Source organism: Pseudanabaena sp. PCC 7367, from assembly GCF_000317065.1.
GTDB classification, from domain to species: domain Bacteria; phylum Cyanobacteriota; class Cyanobacteriia; order Pseudanabaenales; family Pseudanabaenaceae; genus Thalassoporum; species Thalassoporum mexicanum.
Genome location: NC_019701.1, coordinates 3,242,159 through 3,256,380 on the forward strand (window position 1 = coordinate 3,242,159; position 14,222 = coordinate 3,256,380).

15 protein-coding genes and 1 pseudogene are annotated in these 14,222 nt (G+C 44.8%); 9 read left to right on the plus strand and 7 right to left on the minus strand.

Translation table 11 applies throughout. The features are described 5' to 3' along the window. Positions 1-192 precede the first annotated feature (192 nt). Both petD and PSE7367_RS12885 read left to right on the plus strand, forming a co-directional pair. The gene (petD, locus tag PSE7367_RS12880) at positions 193-678 is read left to right on the plus strand and encodes a cytochrome b6-f complex subunit IV (protein WP_015165795.1); all 486 of its coding nucleotides are present in this window, start codon (positions 193-195) and stop codon (positions 676-678) included. Positions 679-878: 200 nt separating this feature from the next. After that, positions 879-1,160: pseudogene (locus PSE7367_RS12885) on the plus strand (DUF4277 domain-containing protein); the annotation flags it as partial. Positions 1,161-1,516: 356 nt separating this feature from the next. Here the strand turns inward: PSE7367_RS12885 and PSE7367_RS12890 are convergent. Then, the gene (locus PSE7367_RS12890) at positions 1,517-2,137 is read right to left on the minus strand and encodes a PFE-CTERM domain-containing protein (protein WP_041698470.1); all 621 of its coding nucleotides are present in this window, start codon (positions 2,135-2,137) and stop codon (positions 1,517-1,519) included. Positions 2,138-2,293: 156 nt separating this feature from the next. Between PSE7367_RS12890 and PSE7367_RS12895 the strand changes: the two genes are divergently transcribed. Further along, positions 2,294-2,644 (plus strand): hypothetical protein, encoded by a 351-nt coding sequence (locus tag PSE7367_RS12895; RefSeq protein WP_041698471.1) that lies wholly within the window; start codon positions 2,294-2,296, stop codon positions 2,642-2,644. A 67-nt stretch (positions 2,645-2,711) separates the two neighbouring features. Here the strand turns inward: PSE7367_RS12895 and PSE7367_RS12900 are convergent, their stop codons facing one another. From PSE7367_RS12900 to ndhC, 4 genes are all read right to left on the minus strand, one after another. Next, positions 2,712-3,257 (minus strand): DJ-1 family glyoxalase III, encoded by a 546-nt coding sequence (locus PSE7367_RS12900; protein WP_015165798.1) that lies wholly within the window; start codon positions 3,255-3,257, stop codon positions 2,712-2,714. Positions 3,258-3,381: 124 nt separating this feature from the next. Further along, positions 3,382-3,903: an NAD(P)H-quinone oxidoreductase subunit J gene (locus PSE7367_RS12905; protein ID WP_015165799.1), complete on the minus strand. Its 522-nt coding sequence runs from the start codon at positions 3,901-3,903 to the stop codon at positions 3,382-3,384. A gap of 282 nt (positions 3,904-4,185) precedes the next feature. Then, on the minus strand, positions 4,186-4,932 hold the full coding sequence (locus PSE7367_RS12910) for an NADH dehydrogenase subunit K (protein WP_041698472.1): 747 nt from the start codon (positions 4,930-4,932) through the stop codon (positions 4,186-4,188). After that, complete coding sequence (gene ndhC / locus PSE7367_RS12915) at positions 4,929-5,288, minus strand: NADH-quinone oxidoreductase subunit A (protein ID WP_015165801.1); 360 nt, start codon at positions 5,286-5,288, stop codon at positions 4,929-4,931. Before ndhC ends, PSE7367_RS12910 begins: the two co-directional genes overlap by 4 nt. 262 nt (positions 5,289-5,550) lie before the next feature. Between ndhC and PSE7367_RS12920 the strand changes: the two genes are divergently transcribed. Continuing rightward, positions 5,551-6,288 carry a biliverdin-producing heme oxygenase gene (locus PSE7367_RS12920; RefSeq protein WP_015165802.1) on the plus strand — a complete coding sequence of 246 codons (738 nt, stop codon included), beginning with the start codon at positions 5,551-5,553 and terminating at the stop codon, positions 6,286-6,288. 302 nt (positions 6,289-6,590) lie between these two features. Here PSE7367_RS12920 and PSE7367_RS12925 read toward each other — a convergent pair whose 3' ends face one another. Together PSE7367_RS12925 and PSE7367_RS12930 are read right to left on the minus strand one after the other, a co-directional pair. After that, entirely contained in the window at positions 6,591-6,905 is a 315-nt protein-coding gene (locus PSE7367_RS12925) for a 2Fe-2S iron-sulfur cluster-binding protein (RefSeq protein WP_015165803.1), read from the minus strand. Positions 6,906-7,075: 170 nt separating this feature from the next. After that, positions 7,076-7,387: a DUF3493 domain-containing protein gene (locus PSE7367_RS12930; RefSeq protein WP_015165804.1), complete on the minus strand. Its 312-nt coding sequence runs from the start codon at positions 7,385-7,387 to the stop codon at positions 7,076-7,078. Positions 7,388-8,041: 654 nt separating this feature from the next. Here PSE7367_RS12930 and malQ point away from each other — a divergent pair. From malQ to PSE7367_RS12955, 5 genes are all read left to right on the plus strand, one after another. Further along, complete coding sequence (malQ, locus tag PSE7367_RS12935; protein ID WP_015165805.1) at positions 8,042-9,577, plus strand: 4-alpha-glucanotransferase; 1,536 nt, start codon at positions 8,042-8,044, stop codon at positions 9,575-9,577. Between the two features lie 80 nt (positions 9,578-9,657). Beyond that, on the plus strand, positions 9,658-10,296 hold the full coding sequence (locus tag PSE7367_RS12940) for a DciA family protein (protein ID WP_083883836.1): 639 nt from the start codon (positions 9,658-9,660) through the stop codon (positions 10,294-10,296). A 211-nt stretch (positions 10,297-10,507) separates the two neighbouring features. Continuing rightward, a complete protein-coding gene (locus tag PSE7367_RS12945; RefSeq protein ID WP_015165807.1) occupies positions 10,508-11,707 on the plus strand; it encodes an aminotransferase class V-fold PLP-dependent enzyme in 1,200 nt (399 codons plus the stop codon). Positions 11,708-12,078: 371 nt separating this feature from the next. Beyond that, positions 12,079-12,669, plus strand: a complete 591-nt coding sequence (locus tag PSE7367_RS12950; protein WP_015165808.1) for a CPBP family intramembrane glutamic endopeptidase — start codon at positions 12,079-12,081, stop codon at positions 12,667-12,669. A gap of 290 nt (positions 12,670-12,959) precedes the next feature. Continuing rightward, the gene (locus PSE7367_RS12955) at positions 12,960-14,204 is read left to right on the plus strand and encodes a 4-hydroxy-3-methylbut-2-enyl diphosphate reductase (RefSeq protein ID WP_015165809.1); all 1,245 of its coding nucleotides are present in this window, start codon (positions 12,960-12,962) and stop codon (positions 14,202-14,204) included. Positions 14,205-14,222: the final 18 nt, after the last annotated feature.

The window sequence follows — 14,222 nt, forward strand, 5'->3', positions numbered from 1 at the left end:
TGCCTTTCCTAAAGTATTAGTTTTGGTTTTTGGTGCGTCTGATCACCGATCGAACCTGAGCTAAAAATCTATAATTGATCAAGAGCAGTAATTAATTTACTTGTGATTCAAGATTAGTTACTGATAGACAATAAATCCCAACCAGCAATATATTCTCTATTTATAAAGTTTGAAAGGAGAGTTGTTTTTAATATGTCCAAGATTGAAAAGCTGCCGGATCTTAGCGATCCTAAGCTAATTGCAAAATTAGAAAAGGGCATGGGGCATAACTATTATGGTGAGCCCGCCTGGCCCAATGATTTGCTCTATATATTCCCAGTCGTAATTATGGGCACGATCGCCCTATGTACTGGTCTTGCGGTGCTTGACCCTGCCATGATCGGTGAGCCTGCAAATCCCTTTGCTACGCCATTGGAAATTCTACCTGAGTGGTATCTCTATCCGGTGTTCCAGATTTTGCGGGTTGTACCTAATAAGTTGTTGGGCATCTTTATGATGACCGCTGTGCCCCTGGGCTTGATTCTGGTACCGTTTATCGAGAATGTTAACAAGTTCCAGAACCCATTCCGTCGTCCTCTGGCTACGGCTGTGTTTTTGTTTGGTACTGCGTTCACGATCTACTTGGGGATTGGCGCTACCATGCCGATCGATGAGTCTTTGACTTTGGGCTTGTTCTAAGCTTTTTGTTGATTATCTAGATTTTCAAATATTTAGATTTAATTGAATAATTAAAGTCTTGCCCTGGTTCTAGCTTTCGGGTTAGCTGGGCAAGGTTTTTTTATTTTGCTTTTTACGGGTTTTGGCTTGATTAATCCCACATTCCGCGGTTAAGAAATAAAATAAGGTAATTTTGAAAAAGCCGAATCGAGCCAGTGGAAATTGCAGTAGAAAACATAGACCATCTGGGCATTGTGGCCGGACTCATCGATGAGATGGGTTTGGTCGATTGTATTAACAACAACAGTGTAGGCAAGCATCCAAAGGAGATCGTAAGCCCAGGTCAGGTAGTCAAAGTAATGATTCTGAATGGTCTGGGATTTGTGAGTGCGCCATTGTATTTGTTTGAGCAATTTTTTGTAGGCAAAGCCACGGAGCATTTGCTCGGGAAAGGGATTAAGCCAGAGCATTTAAACGATGACCGCTTGGGCAGGGTTTTGGACTTGCACTTGATATTGTTTTATATATTGACCTGACACTGCTGACGTTCCACTTTCCTGTTTGAACGTCTTTAGTGTCTTTCTTTTTTCCCGTTTTGATCTCTTTTTTTCTAGTTGTCGCTAGCCTCCCATGGCGATCTCATAATTCTGCTGGCGATCTGCTTTTTATGCCAAGTAATCGTCATCCAGCCGCCAAGGTAATTGTCGTTTAATACGTCCATTTGCTCCAAATCGCTGGCGTTAAGCAGATTGCCAATCTTACTGAACAGCGTTCACTAATCCTGAATTTCCTGGGCGCTCCCTGTCAGAAATATTATCTACTTTGCTGACTAAACCGCGGAATGTCGGATCAGAACAAATCAAGCAAGGCTTTTTTGCTGCTTACGCTTCTTGATTAAGGTATAACCGCCAAACATACTACCAAGTGCAACTAAACCCAGAGTCGATTCAAATTCAAAAGGAATAGGTACAGCAGACACAGTTGGGCTTAGGGCGGTATTTATAGGTCGAGAAAACCCACCGGCTGAATAAGCTTCTTCGCTCGCTGCCGTTATATCAATTGTGCCACCCGCATTTGTTAACCCTGTTAAAAACTGAAGATTAAGAGTATAAGTGCGACCAGAACCACTAGTATCTGCAACGGTTTCTGAGATGTAGCTACTGGCGGTAGGGCTACCGGATGTGCTTGTGTAATTTATTGAAGTACCTGGATAAAAATTACTGTCCTGAAAGGGAAAAGTTGTGCCAGCACTGGAGACAATATTGATACTTGAATAGGTATTAGTATCAGAGTCGTAGTCAAAGGAACCAGCTATAGTTGTGCCGTCAGTATATTGCACATTATTTAATGTCCAGACGATCGCTTCTGCTGAGGCTACATTGAATCCAAGACTGCCAATAACTGCAGCAGCAGTAACAGCTGCTACATTTTTAACTATCTTTCGCATGCCTGATATCCTGATTTTTTGCAACAACTTCATATTTATGCAAACATTAGCATAATCCGTGGATTGTCTGCAATCGATAATTATTGATGATTATTCAGTTTTTTATGCCAAGTGAATTGCGATCGTAAATCCTTTTACCCATAGTTGTAGCTTCTAGAGCTAGAAGCTGTTGATAGTTTTCCTGCGACCATGCCGATCGACTGGACAATCGCCGGATTATTCTTGCTTAGGTTTGTGCCCGACGTGGTGCCGCGTATCCTGGGGCGATCGCTCTATTGGGTTGGGGTGCCGTTGCAAATTTTGGCGTTCACGCTGCGCACTGAGCTAGATCGATCGTTGTGGTTGGTTCCGGCGGTTGTGATCGCGGCTTTGATTGCCAGTATTGGCATTGCCTGGGGTTTTAGTTGGCGATTGCCCGTTGAAGATAAGGGCAGCTATGGCTTTGGCGTAGCGATCGATTATCAAAACACCAACCATCTGGGCGTTTGCACTGGGAATGTATTTGCAGCCAAGTCAAATTCAGCCAACCTCAAACATTGAGATTGTGCCATTGTACGCATAATTAAATATTTCAGGCAAGCGTCGCTATATTAGGCAATATTGGGCATCAGCTTGCATAAACCATAGACTCAGCTAATTTATCAGCGATCGCCTGTCCCTGCACCAGTTCCACCAGCTTGAGTGCAAACGCCATTACTGTCCCAGGGCCGCGACTGGTGACAATCTTGCCATCTACCACCACTGCCTCATGCACATATTCACCCACCTGCATGTCAGCTTCAGTGCCGGGGAAGGAGGTTGCCCGCTTGTCGGCCAAAACACCTGCGGCGGATAATACGGTTGGTGCTGCACATACAGCAGCGGTTAGCTTCCCGGCCGCCACATGATCTTTCACGATCTCAATGATGCGTGGGTCTTCCCGTAGTGTCTTGGTGCCAGGGCCTCCAGGCAAAACCAGCAGGTCATAATCATGGGCTTTGATGTGCTGCAAAATCTGATCGGCCATGATTGTAATTTGGTGTGAACCAGTCACAATGATCGAGTCCAGACCAGTGGTCATCACCTCGATCTCACCACGCCTAAGCACATCCACAATTGTGATCGCTTCTATTTCTTCAACCCCTTCAGCCAGGGGTACTAGAGCTTTAGGCATTATTAATTTGATTTAGCTATTTTAATTAACTTTTTGGAAAAGAGATTTTAAAGAATTTGATTTGCAAACAATAAAAATATTGCCCGAACAAAAGTCCCATAGAGCTTTAAAAGGCATTCTGGACCTAATAAGCATCCTGAAGTTCATAGAAATCAGGCGTGACATAATCCTTGCGCATTGGCCAACCCACCCAATCTTCCGGCATCAAAATTCGCTTCAAATTAGGATGGCCTTCATAGACAATGCCATACATATCATAGGTTTCGCGCTCTTGCCAATCGGCACTTTTCCAAATCCAATAGACCGATGGACAAGTGGGATCTTCGCGGGGCAAGAACACCTTAACTCTCACTTCCTCTGGTCGATCGGCATTGTCATCAATTTTAGCCAGGTGATAACAGCTAACCAGGGCACTACCAGGGCCATCATCATAGCCGCACTGACACATCATGTAGGTGAAGCCATAGGCATATAAAGCAGTGGCGATCGGAATTAAATAATCACGCTCCACCTTGATCATTGGTACACCCTGATGATCGGGTCCCAACGATTCATGGGCGAAGTTATTCTGATTCAGCCATTCCGAGACCTTACTGGTAGTGGCGATCGCGCCTTCTTGCTGCTCTTCTTTGTTCTCTTCTGCCATCTTGCTTGATTATTAAGTTTGGTTTTGCAATTATCTACATATAAATATCCACCATCTGGTGGGGAAGCGGAAGGTTGATGCAAGCCAATCTGCTTAAAAACAGCCTGGTTGTTTTTGACTAGCAAAACAATATGGCATTTCTAGCGATCGAAGACTACGATAGATAGCCTGATCATTAAGTGGCGTAGCCAGGTTTAAAATTACTACCTGAGCCATTAGCTCACTAATAATTAAATTATTACTAATCAATTACTAATCAATTACTAATCAATTACTAATCAATTATTGTTCAGACTCTAAAGGTACTGTTTCCTTCTCGGCAATTTTAAGCGTTGGCAGCGGAATACCAGATTCAGCCAGGGCTTTAGGTGGTGAAATACGGGTTGGCGCTTCCAAATACTGGCCAGTCAGGATCGGTGCTACTACCTTCATCTCATGATTAACGGTGTAATAGCGGTGATTGCGCTGGAAATTCGACCGTTGCTCAAATCCTTCGGCGCTAATTTTCTTGCGTAGCTTGATGATCGCATCCATGATCGCTTCAGGACGAGGTGGGCAACCAGGAATATAGGCATCTACCGGAATCAGCTTATCTACGCCGCGCACGGTGGTATAGGAATCGGTACTGAACATGCCGCCGGTAATGGTGCAAGCACCCATAGCGATCACATATTTGGGCTCAGCCATTTGCTCATAGAGCCTGACCAATGCCGGAGCCATTTTCATCGTTACCGTACCAGCGGTAATAATCAAATCTGCTTGGCGGGGGCTGGAACGGGGGATCAGGCCAAAGCGATCGAAGTCGAAGCGCGAGCCAATCATTGCCGCCACTTCAATAAAACAGCAGCTTGTGCCATAGAGCAGCGGCCATAAACTAGACATCCGCGACCAGTTGTAGATGTCATTGAGGGAGGTAAGGATCACATTATTAGATAGATCCTGAGAAACCCTGGTTTGGTCGATCGGGTTGATCAAACGTTGGGTTTGCTCTTCAATGCTTAAATCTAAGCCAACATTTTCAGGTTTCATGACCACTCTAAGGCTCCTTTTCTCCAAGCGTATACAAGTCCTAGTACCAGGATAGCAATGAATATCAATGCCTCAATAAAGGCTAATAGCCCCAATTTATTGAAGGCAACTGCCCAGGGGTACAAAAACACCGTTTCTACGTCAAATATCACGAATGCGAGGGCAAACATATAATAGCGAATATTGAACTGAATCCAAGCACCACCGATCGGCTCATTACCTGATTCATAGGTGGTACGGGTTGCGGCACTGGTGGTAGTTGGACTGAGGAATCGGGCTAAGACAATCCCAATTACAGGTACAAGGGCACAAATGACTAAATAAACCAACAGATATTCATATCCATTCAGAACCAATGCGCTTTCCTCCTTGATCTTGTAGGTGTCCCTATATCTTAAGTATCCATATCTTAAGTATAAGAGATTGTAACTAATCGCAACCAGTTGCAATCAAGATGAAACTTGGATAAGTGACGAAATATTGCAAACTTAAAACTTTGATGTAGTGACAATAGTATACTTGCTCTGCGGAGCTCAAACATAGCCCTGTCCATTTAATAAATTTTAAGTTAACCATTTGAAATTGCTATACAGCTATAAATAAAATTTAGGAGGAAAAGTGACTCAAGGCCTAGCCACTAAGCTGCGTGAAGGTACCGCAAAAGCCCACACAGCCGCAGAAAATGCTGATTTTATTAAGTGCTTCTTAAAGGGCGTAGTAGATAAAGAGTCGTACCGTAAACTAGTTGCTAACTTCTACTTTGTATATAAAGCGCTAGAAGAAGAATTTGAAAAGCATAAAAACCATCCTGTGCTCAGTAAGCTCTTTTACTCGCAATTGTGGCGGGAAAAAAGTCTAGAGCGCGATCTGACCTATTACTATGGTGCCAATTGGCGGGAAGTAGTTCAGCCCTCTGAAGCTTGCCAGAAGTATGTAGCCCGAATTCACGAAATTTCTGCCCAAGAGCCAGAATTGTTGGTCAGCCATGCCTATACCCGCTATATGGGCGATCTTTCTGGTGGTCAAATTCTCCAGAAAATTGCTAAACAGGCGATGGGCTTGAATGATAGCGATGGTACGGCTTTCTATGAATTTGAAGCGATCACTAATCATGGTCAATTCAAAAAGGACTATCGCAATGCGCTCGATACCCTGGAAGTGTCGCCAGAGATGCAAGAAAAGATTGTGGCAGAAGCTAATCATGCTTTCCACTTGAATATGGAGATGTTCCAGGAACTGAAGGGTAATTGGGGACTGACCCTAATTAAGCTGAGTTGGAATTCACTCAAGGGTCTGGTGACTTCGCGCAAGAATGGCCGCACCCCTGCCCGTGCGTCTCAATCTACTGCTGGTTAAAGCTTTGTTTTATGGTTTATTAAGAGTTGATTGAGATTAACAGTGATCTTAATGCCTAGCTAAACAATTACATATCCATTACATCTCCAAAGCAGCGATCGCGCTTCAGGTCTAGTCATCTTAGTTAACTAATTAAGAGGCGGCTTGGAGCGTGATTTATTGGAGGTTTAATTTTTTTGAGAAGTCCCTAAATAGTTAAGAGCCAGGGTCTTAATCTTAACCCCAGCTCCTATTAATGAGTAAGCAAATCTAAATCACCACAAGCATATTCAATTTTTATGGTGGCGAGTTAGATAACCGCCCTAAAACTTAGCAATGTTCGGCTCTTGGTGCGTCAAAACAGTGCAATCGGAGGTGGGGCTACCAATGCAAAGCAATCTGAACCCGGCTTCCCGCTGGCTGCTATTAAAAAACATTTCGGGGTTGCCGCCCTGCTCCTTGAGATCGCCTTCAATTACTCTGCCAGTGCAGGTAGAACATGTGCCCGCGCGGCAGCTAAAGGGTAGTTTGATTTCCTCGTCTTCTGCTACGTCTAAAATAAATTCGTCTTCGTCAACCTCAAGGGTGACATCGAGATCATCTGCTTCGTTGATTAATCTAACTTGATAAACTGCCATATGCACTTTAGTTCTAAATACTGCTGATTTTGATATTTTGAAGCAAATTAGCGGAATCAAGTATTTAGTTATACTTTCTTAAGCTCCTAGGCGATCGCCGTTGGTTACCCAAGATATACAATTGCGATCCAATGCCCCTATCTATCGAATGTTGGCGGATTGGCGGCTCACTAATTTGATGATTTGGGTCGATCGCGCCGAAATGCCAAAATCATCAGCACCACGATCGCCACCTGCAACGCCAAGCTACCGAGATCTTCAGTAAGATTGCCCTTACCTGCCAAAATCCGCATCAAAAAAGTAAAGGCACCAATTAGCCCCGATGCAGCCAGCGATAGATACACAAATTTTCTAAGATTGCGATAGGGCGCTTTGGATTCAGCCTTGAGGCGGGCATATTTCTCTGGGTTTTCCTGGCGGAATTTCTCGGCTGCGGTTGGTTGGCGATCGGGGTTTAGTTCGTTATCTGGTTGGCTGGGCATATTTTTTTAGCGATCGGATGGCATTAGAAAGTTACATAGCTTAGTTTATTGATAGTTTATCGGGGTTAGCGATTGAGTGGATCACCATAGGGCTATAGATTTATGCCGCTTTTACTTTTCGTGAATTGATCTATTCAGCTTTGGAGATGAATTTGATTTAGGGCGATCGCTATTCTCTGGTCTAGTTAGTCTAATATGCCCAAATTTCAAACTTAGCCGTTGACGATATATTTGCTTCTAAAGCCCCATCGTGCTGAATGCAGAAATCCTCAAATATCGATTATAAACTCAGCAACTTGCTCAGCGATCGCCCCATTTAACCATCGAGCCTGATCATAATCTGATCATAAATTGGTGCAATCTGGTCATAGTAGTTAAACTTAGACATTTACATAAATTGGCCATAGACTCAGTTAAAATTGCCAGACTGGTCAACTGACCACATAAAACCTTGACTTACAACCTAGGTCACTTCAATAATTTGACATAATCTAAATCGATCGCCCCATAACAAAAACGCGATCGCATCATAATCACTCCGCTACAGGGTAGAGTGAATATCGATAACAGGTTATTGTGCTCAATCAAGCATAGTTCAGCAGATCAATTAGTACATTAAATTAACTAACTTATTAAGTTTAAGGCTCAGCAATAATGCAATTTAAACGCTCCAGTGGAATTTTGCTGCATCCAACCAGCTTGCCTGGTGGACATGGGATCGGCGATCTTGGTAAGGCAGCATATGAATTTGTGGACTTTCTAGAAAAAAGTGGCCAGAAACTATGGCAGGTCTTACCACTGGGGCCCACGGGCTTTGGTAATTCACCCTACATGAGCTTTAGTGCGATCGCTGGTAATTCCTTTTTAATCAGCCTCGATCTGCTGGCCGAAAAGGGTTTACTAGAGCAGGCAGATTTTGGCGAAATACCCGACTTTCCCACCACCACAATTGACTTTGAACTGACTAAATCCTATAAGGGCAAGCTGCTCAAAATTGCCTATGAGCGATTTATGAAAGAGCCACCCAGTGAATTTAAAACTTTTTGCGATCAGCAAGCAGACTGGCTTGATAACTATGCTATGTTCATGGCCATTTTGGAGGCCAATAAGGGAGCTAGCTGGCACAAGTGGGAAAAGTCGATCGCCAAGCGCGATCCAGTGGCGATGCAAACCCAGACCAAGCTCCATAAATACAAAATCAATTTGCATAAATTCCTGCAATACGAGTTCTATTGCCAATGGCATCAACTACGCGAATATGCCAACGATAAAGGGATTCAGATTATTGGTGATATTCCTGTCTATGTGGCTCACAACAGTGCTGATGTGTGGGCTAACCCGCAAATTTTTGAGCTAAATCCAGAAACCTTTGAACCAGCCTTGATGGCAGGTGTACCGCCCGATTATTTTAGTGAGACGGGGCAACTATGGGGCAATCCGGTTTATGACTGGAAGTATCTCCAGAAGACAGATTTTGCCTGGTGGGTAAAGCGATTTAAATTTCTACTTCAGTTTGTGGACTACATCCGCATCGATCATTTTCGCGGCTTCGAGGCTTACTGGCAGGTGGAAGAGGGCGAAACCGTTGCCACTAATGGTAAGTGGGTTAAAGCACCTGGGGCTGAGCTATTCACCACGATCCGCAAGAAACTGGGCAAGTTGCCGATCATTGCCGAGAACCTGGGTGTGATTACCGATGAGGTGGAAGCGCTGCGACATCAATTTGGGTTCCCAGGGATGCAAGTATTGATGTTTGCCTGGGATGGTAATTTTGTGGATAATCCCCATTTACCCCACACCTTTGAGAAAATAAGTCTGGTCTATACCGGCACCCACGACAATGACACTACCGGTGGCTGGTGGGAGCGGGTTGAGGATTACCAGAAGCACAATCTCTATAAATATTTAGGCCACCAATTGATTGAGGACATTCACTGGACGTTTATCCGGATTGCCCTGGCTTCGATCGCTGATTTGGCCATTATGCCGCTTCAAGATGTATTCGGGCTAAATAATGTTGCCAGGATGAACAAACCGGGAACCCCTGATAACAACTGGGCTTGGCGTTATGAACCAGATGCGATCCACAATGAAGATACAATCCGCCGCCTATATGAAATGGTGGAGATTTATGGCAGATTGGTTTACCCAGAGTCAAAGGATAAAGACCAGGAGAATGCGAATGATTAAATTTGCTTAAATTGAGCCATATTCTAATTATTAGCTATTGGCGTTGTAGCATTTTGAAGACTCTTCACTCTGGCTAAAAATTGAGCAGACAAATCGAGCAAACGTGGGATATTGGCGTGGCATTTGATAGCATCTCGAAGGTAATCACAGGCATTAAAACCTCGCAGAAGGGTTGGCAAAAGCACTATCAGTTCCAAAAGATTGCTGCCCAATGGCCAGAGCTGGTGGGCGAGATGGTGGCGCAACAAACGCGGCCAACCGGAGTGCACGATCGCATCCTTAAGGTGGCAGTCTCTACGCCCCAATGGTCCCAGGCGTTGGCCTTTCAACGGATTAAGCTCCTGGAGAAACTGCAAGATTTTTTGCGAAAACCAGAGGCGATCGTGGATATTCATTTTTCCACTGCCCAATGGTACTCGTCGCCGCGATTGCCACCAGGCATGGATAAGCCATTGATCCTGTCTCGATCGGCCAGGGAGAAAAAAGATGGCAGCAAGGATCTTAAATCCAAACAAATTGCCAACCAGCCAACCGCAAGTATTCAATTGCAAATGCCGCCCCAGGATGCCAAGGAAGCCTTTGAACGGTGGGCAAAGCTAATTAAGCAACACACTGCCAAATCCCCCAAGTGCGATCGTTGTGGTTGTGCCACCAGTGCAGCCGAGTTAAACCGCTGGCGCATGTGTCATATTTGTGCGTCCCAGCATTTGTTTAAGTAGGTCGATTTCATGACTTTCATGACTAAGGTTCAGTTCGATCAAAACGATCGCTAACGCATAATAGGGTTTTCACAGGATTCCTGGTGACAACAAATTAGGGTTGCAAGAAGCTGTCAGCTATATTGTTGAAAATTAATCCAGCTTCAACAGACCTGAACAAAAAATATTAAGTGATCAAAATCTAAGCAATTAAATCAACGGACAAAATAATTTGGAGCTAAAAACACAAACAATAGATCTAGCATCCCATCGCGCTCAATTTCCTGCCCTAGCCGATCGCTACTATTTTAACTATGGCGGTCAGGGGCCTTTGGCGAATTCAACCCTGAACAAAATCAGCGAGAATTTTGGCAAAATTGAATCCCTGGGTGTTTTCTCACGGGCAGCTAATGCCTGGGATGTGGCGGAGAGTAATTTAACCAGAGCCACGATCGCCGATCAACTCAAAGCCCAGGCCAGCAATATTACTCTGACCGAGAGCACAACAGCTGGATGTAATATTGCGCTCTGGAGTGTAGATTGGCAACCGGGCGATCATTTGCTCATCTCCGATTGTGAGCATCCCGGTATCATTGGCATTGCCGACCAGCTCAAGCAAAGATTTGGGATCGAGGTTAGCTTTTTCTCGCTGCAAGCATATTTAGACCAGGGCACAGATGCGATCCTGGCCACGATCGAGCAAAATTTGCGATCGCACACCCGCATGATCGCCATCAGTCATATTTGCTGGAACACTGGCCATGTAATGCCGCTCAAGCAAATTAGTCAGCTCTGCCATGCACATGATGTGCTGGTGATGGTGGATGCGGCTCAATCGGTGGGAGTTTTGCCGCTGGATTTGCCCGACTGCGAAGCAGATTTTTATGCCTTTACTGGCCATAAATGGTGGTGCGGCCCTTTGGGGGTGGGTGGTTTATATGTGCGGGATCAGGCTTTTGATCAGGCTTTGCCCACCTATATTGGCTGGCGGGGGATTAAGGATTGCCAATTACCTGAACCGGGTACACAACCAGAAATCACCTGGCAGCAAGATGGCCAAAAATTTGAGATCGCCAGCACTTCCTATCCCCTTTATGGCGCCTTACGAGAGGCGATCGCCTATGCCAACACCTGGGGCAGCCAAGCCCAACGCTACGATCGGATTTGCAAGCTCAGCAAATGGTTGTGGCAGGAATTAGGTAAGTTGCCCAAGATTAACCTGGTGCGGCAAACACCACCGGATTCAGGGTTGATTGCTTTTACAATTAAAGAAAAAATACCGAGCCAGTTAATGACCGAATTGGAGGAAAAGGAAAATATCTTATTGCGATCGCTCAATAATCCCGATTGCCTCAGGGTTTCGATCCATTACCTCACCACCCAATCCGAATTGGAGCAACTCCTGGCCATATGCTCAGAATTGGCAAGTTAATCAAGACCAAGAGCACAATTAGCAGCACAGCTCAAGACATTTGTAGAAGTCCATTAGAAGTCAACTCGTTAACAACTACCAACATTGGTCTTAGTTTGGTTTCGATAAGTTATGTCAATATGTCGGGACGCGGGATGAATAGGCCACTAATGGCGATAGACTTGTTACTATGATTGCATAGCAATGTATAGATTACCTGTGATATCTTAGGGCTGGTCAGACCTACTTAACAATTGATAAGCGATCGATAAGCGATCTTTAGTTTTAGTAGGTTCTTAGAATTGAATTAAGAATTAAACTAACAACATCAATAATTCCCTTACCTTCACTATCTCAAACTATCTAAAGTCATCTAAAGCCATCTAAAGAATATGCCCGACTCACCCCAAACCCCAGCCCTAACGCGATCGAATATCCTGGTGGGTATGGCGATCACTGCCGTAGTGCTATTTGTGGTTGCCCAGTTATGGTTGTATGTGGGGAATTTTGCAATGGTGCCAACCACCTGGCAATGGCAACATTTATTGATAGGTTTGGGTGTGGGTGGATTAATTACCCTGCTCAGTAAGTTGGTTTATATGGCTTGGCCAGGTTACCGCGAAGCCGCTAATGTTTACCTGGAAATGGTGCTCAAGCCCCTGGAACTGCCGGATATGATCTGGTTGGGGTTGTTGCCAGGTTTCAGTGAAGAAATCCTATTCCGTGGCGTTGCTTTGCCTGGGCTAGGTATGAGTATCCTGGCAGTAATTGTGAGTAGTATTGTGTTTGGGGCTTTGCATATGATCAGCCTCAAGCAGTGGCAGTACACGGTTTGGGCGATGACGATCGGCTTGATTCTGGGTTTTACCACCTATTTCACTGGCAACTTGCTGCCGGCGATCGTGGCCCATGTGCTGACTAACTCAAGTTCGGGAGTAATCTGGAAGCTGAGCCAACCGAAACAAACCGATCGCCAGACATAACCTTGAGAAATCTTGCTAATTGCTGAATGGTCAATCAATGCCCCAATCAACACCCCAATCAACACCTCAGTTAATCATATAGATATAATTCATAGAAATTTGATCCTTCGATCGGTTGGAACAAGCCAAATTTGAGTCAGACTGGATTAGATTAGGTATTAGGTATAAATTTCGTGACTAAGCAAGCTAGTTCGTTAAATTAGCAGTACAGTTTAATCAGTCGAATTAACTCATCAATTCAACGCATCAATAGCCACCACAAACAAAGCCAGTTAGTTTTATTTGTACGCATGGATAACACAACCGACGCTCAAACCCCACAAGATATTAATACTCAAGCCTGGCGGCGATCGCTCCAACAATCACCCAACTATTTCCGGCGTGGTTTTGGGCATACCGACGCAGCCGAAGCGACGATGAAAACTGAATATAACAGCGATCTGATTCAGACTATTCGTGAGCATAATTATGTTTACAGTGAAGGGGATGTCACGATCTATTTAGCTAAGTCGTTTGGTTTTTGTTGGGGAGTGGAACGGGCAGTGGCGATGGCCTACGAAACCCGTAGCCAGTTCCCTACCGAGCGGATCTGGATCACCAATGAGATTATTCACAATCCCTCGGTGAATGCCAGGCTGAAGGAAATGGCAGTGTTGTTTATTCCCGTTGATGAGCAGGGTAATAAGGATTTTACTGGGATTCAGCAGGGTGATGTGGTAATTTTGCCCGCCTTTGGTGCCAGTGTGCAGGAAATTCAATATTTAGAGCAAGTTGGCTGCACGATCGTGGATACGACCTGCCCCTGGGTGTCGAAGGTGTGGAATCGGGTTGAAAAGCATAAAAAATCTGACTTCACCTCGATCATTCATGGCAAGTATAAGCACGAGGAAACGATCGCTACCAGTTCCTATGCCAAGCGCTATCTGGTGGTGTTGAATATGGCTGAAGCGGAATATGTGGCTGATTATATTCTCAATGGCGGCGATCGGCAGGAATTTTTAGCCAAGTTCAGCCAAGCTACTTCAGCCGGATTTGACCCCGATCGAGATTTGCAGCACATTGGCATTGCCAATCAAACCACCATGCTGAAGGGCGAAACTGAAGATATTGGTAAGTTGTTTGAGCGCACCATGATGCAAAAGTATGGCGTAGACAACCTTAATCAGCATTTTTTGGCCTATAACACGATCTGTGATGCTACCCAGGAACGGCAAGATGCCATGTTTGAGATCGTGGAAGAAGCCTTAGACTTGATGGTGGTAGTTGGTGGCTATAATTCATCGAATACTACGCATTTGCAGGAAATTGCGATCGAACGGGATTTGCCTTCCTATCACATCGACAGTGCCGAGCGGATTTTGTCAGCACAGACGATCGAGCATAAACCCCTGGGCAAGGAAATAATTCAAACCCATGAATGGCTGCCAGCGGGCAAAATCAGGGTGGGAATCACTTCGGGTGCTTCTACGCCGGATAAGGTGGTTTCCGATGCGATCGAGCGGATTTTTGCCTTCAAAGACAGTCAGGGTGCATAGCTCAAATCATCAAATCAA

Bases quoted from the DNA above. Each gene is read 5' to 3' on its own strand.
- petD (WP_015165795.1), top strand. From the start codon at position 193: ATGTCCAAGATTGAAAAGCTGCCGGATCTTAGCGATCCTAAGCTAATT.
- PSE7367_RS12890 (WP_041698470.1), bottom strand. From the start codon at position 2,137: ATGAAGTTGTTGCAAAAAATCAGGATATCAGGCATGCGAAAGATAGTT.
- PSE7367_RS12895 (WP_041698471.1), top strand. From the start codon at position 2,294: ATGCCGATCGACTGGACAATCGCCGGATTATTCTTGCTTAGGTTTGTG.
- PSE7367_RS12900 (WP_015165798.1), bottom strand. From the start codon at position 3,257: ATGCCTAAAGCTCTAGTACCCCTGGCTGAAGGGGTTGAAGAAATAGAA.
- PSE7367_RS12905 (WP_015165799.1), bottom strand. From the start codon at position 3,903: ATGGCAGAAGAGAACAAAGAAGAGCAGCAAGAAGGCGCGATCGCCACT.
- PSE7367_RS12910 (WP_041698472.1), bottom strand. From the start codon at position 4,932: ATGAAACCTGAAAATGTTGGCTTAGATTTAAGCATTGAAGAGCAAACC.
- PSE7367_RS12925 (WP_015165803.1), bottom strand. From the start codon at position 6,905: ATGGCAGTTTATCAAGTTAGATTAATCAACGAAGCAGATGATCTCGAT.
- PSE7367_RS12930 (WP_015165804.1), bottom strand. From the start codon at position 7,387: ATGCCCAGCCAACCAGATAACGAACTAAACCCCGATCGCCAACCAACC.
- malQ (WP_015165805.1), top strand. From the start codon at position 8,042: ATGCAATTTAAACGCTCCAGTGGAATTTTGCTGCATCCAACCAGCTTG.
- PSE7367_RS12950 (WP_015165808.1), top strand. From the start codon at position 12,079: ATGCCCGACTCACCCCAAACCCCAGCCCTAACGCGATCGAATATCCTG.
- PSE7367_RS12955 (WP_015165809.1), top strand. From the start codon at position 12,960: ATGGATAACACAACCGACGCTCAAACCCCACAAGATATTAATACTCAA.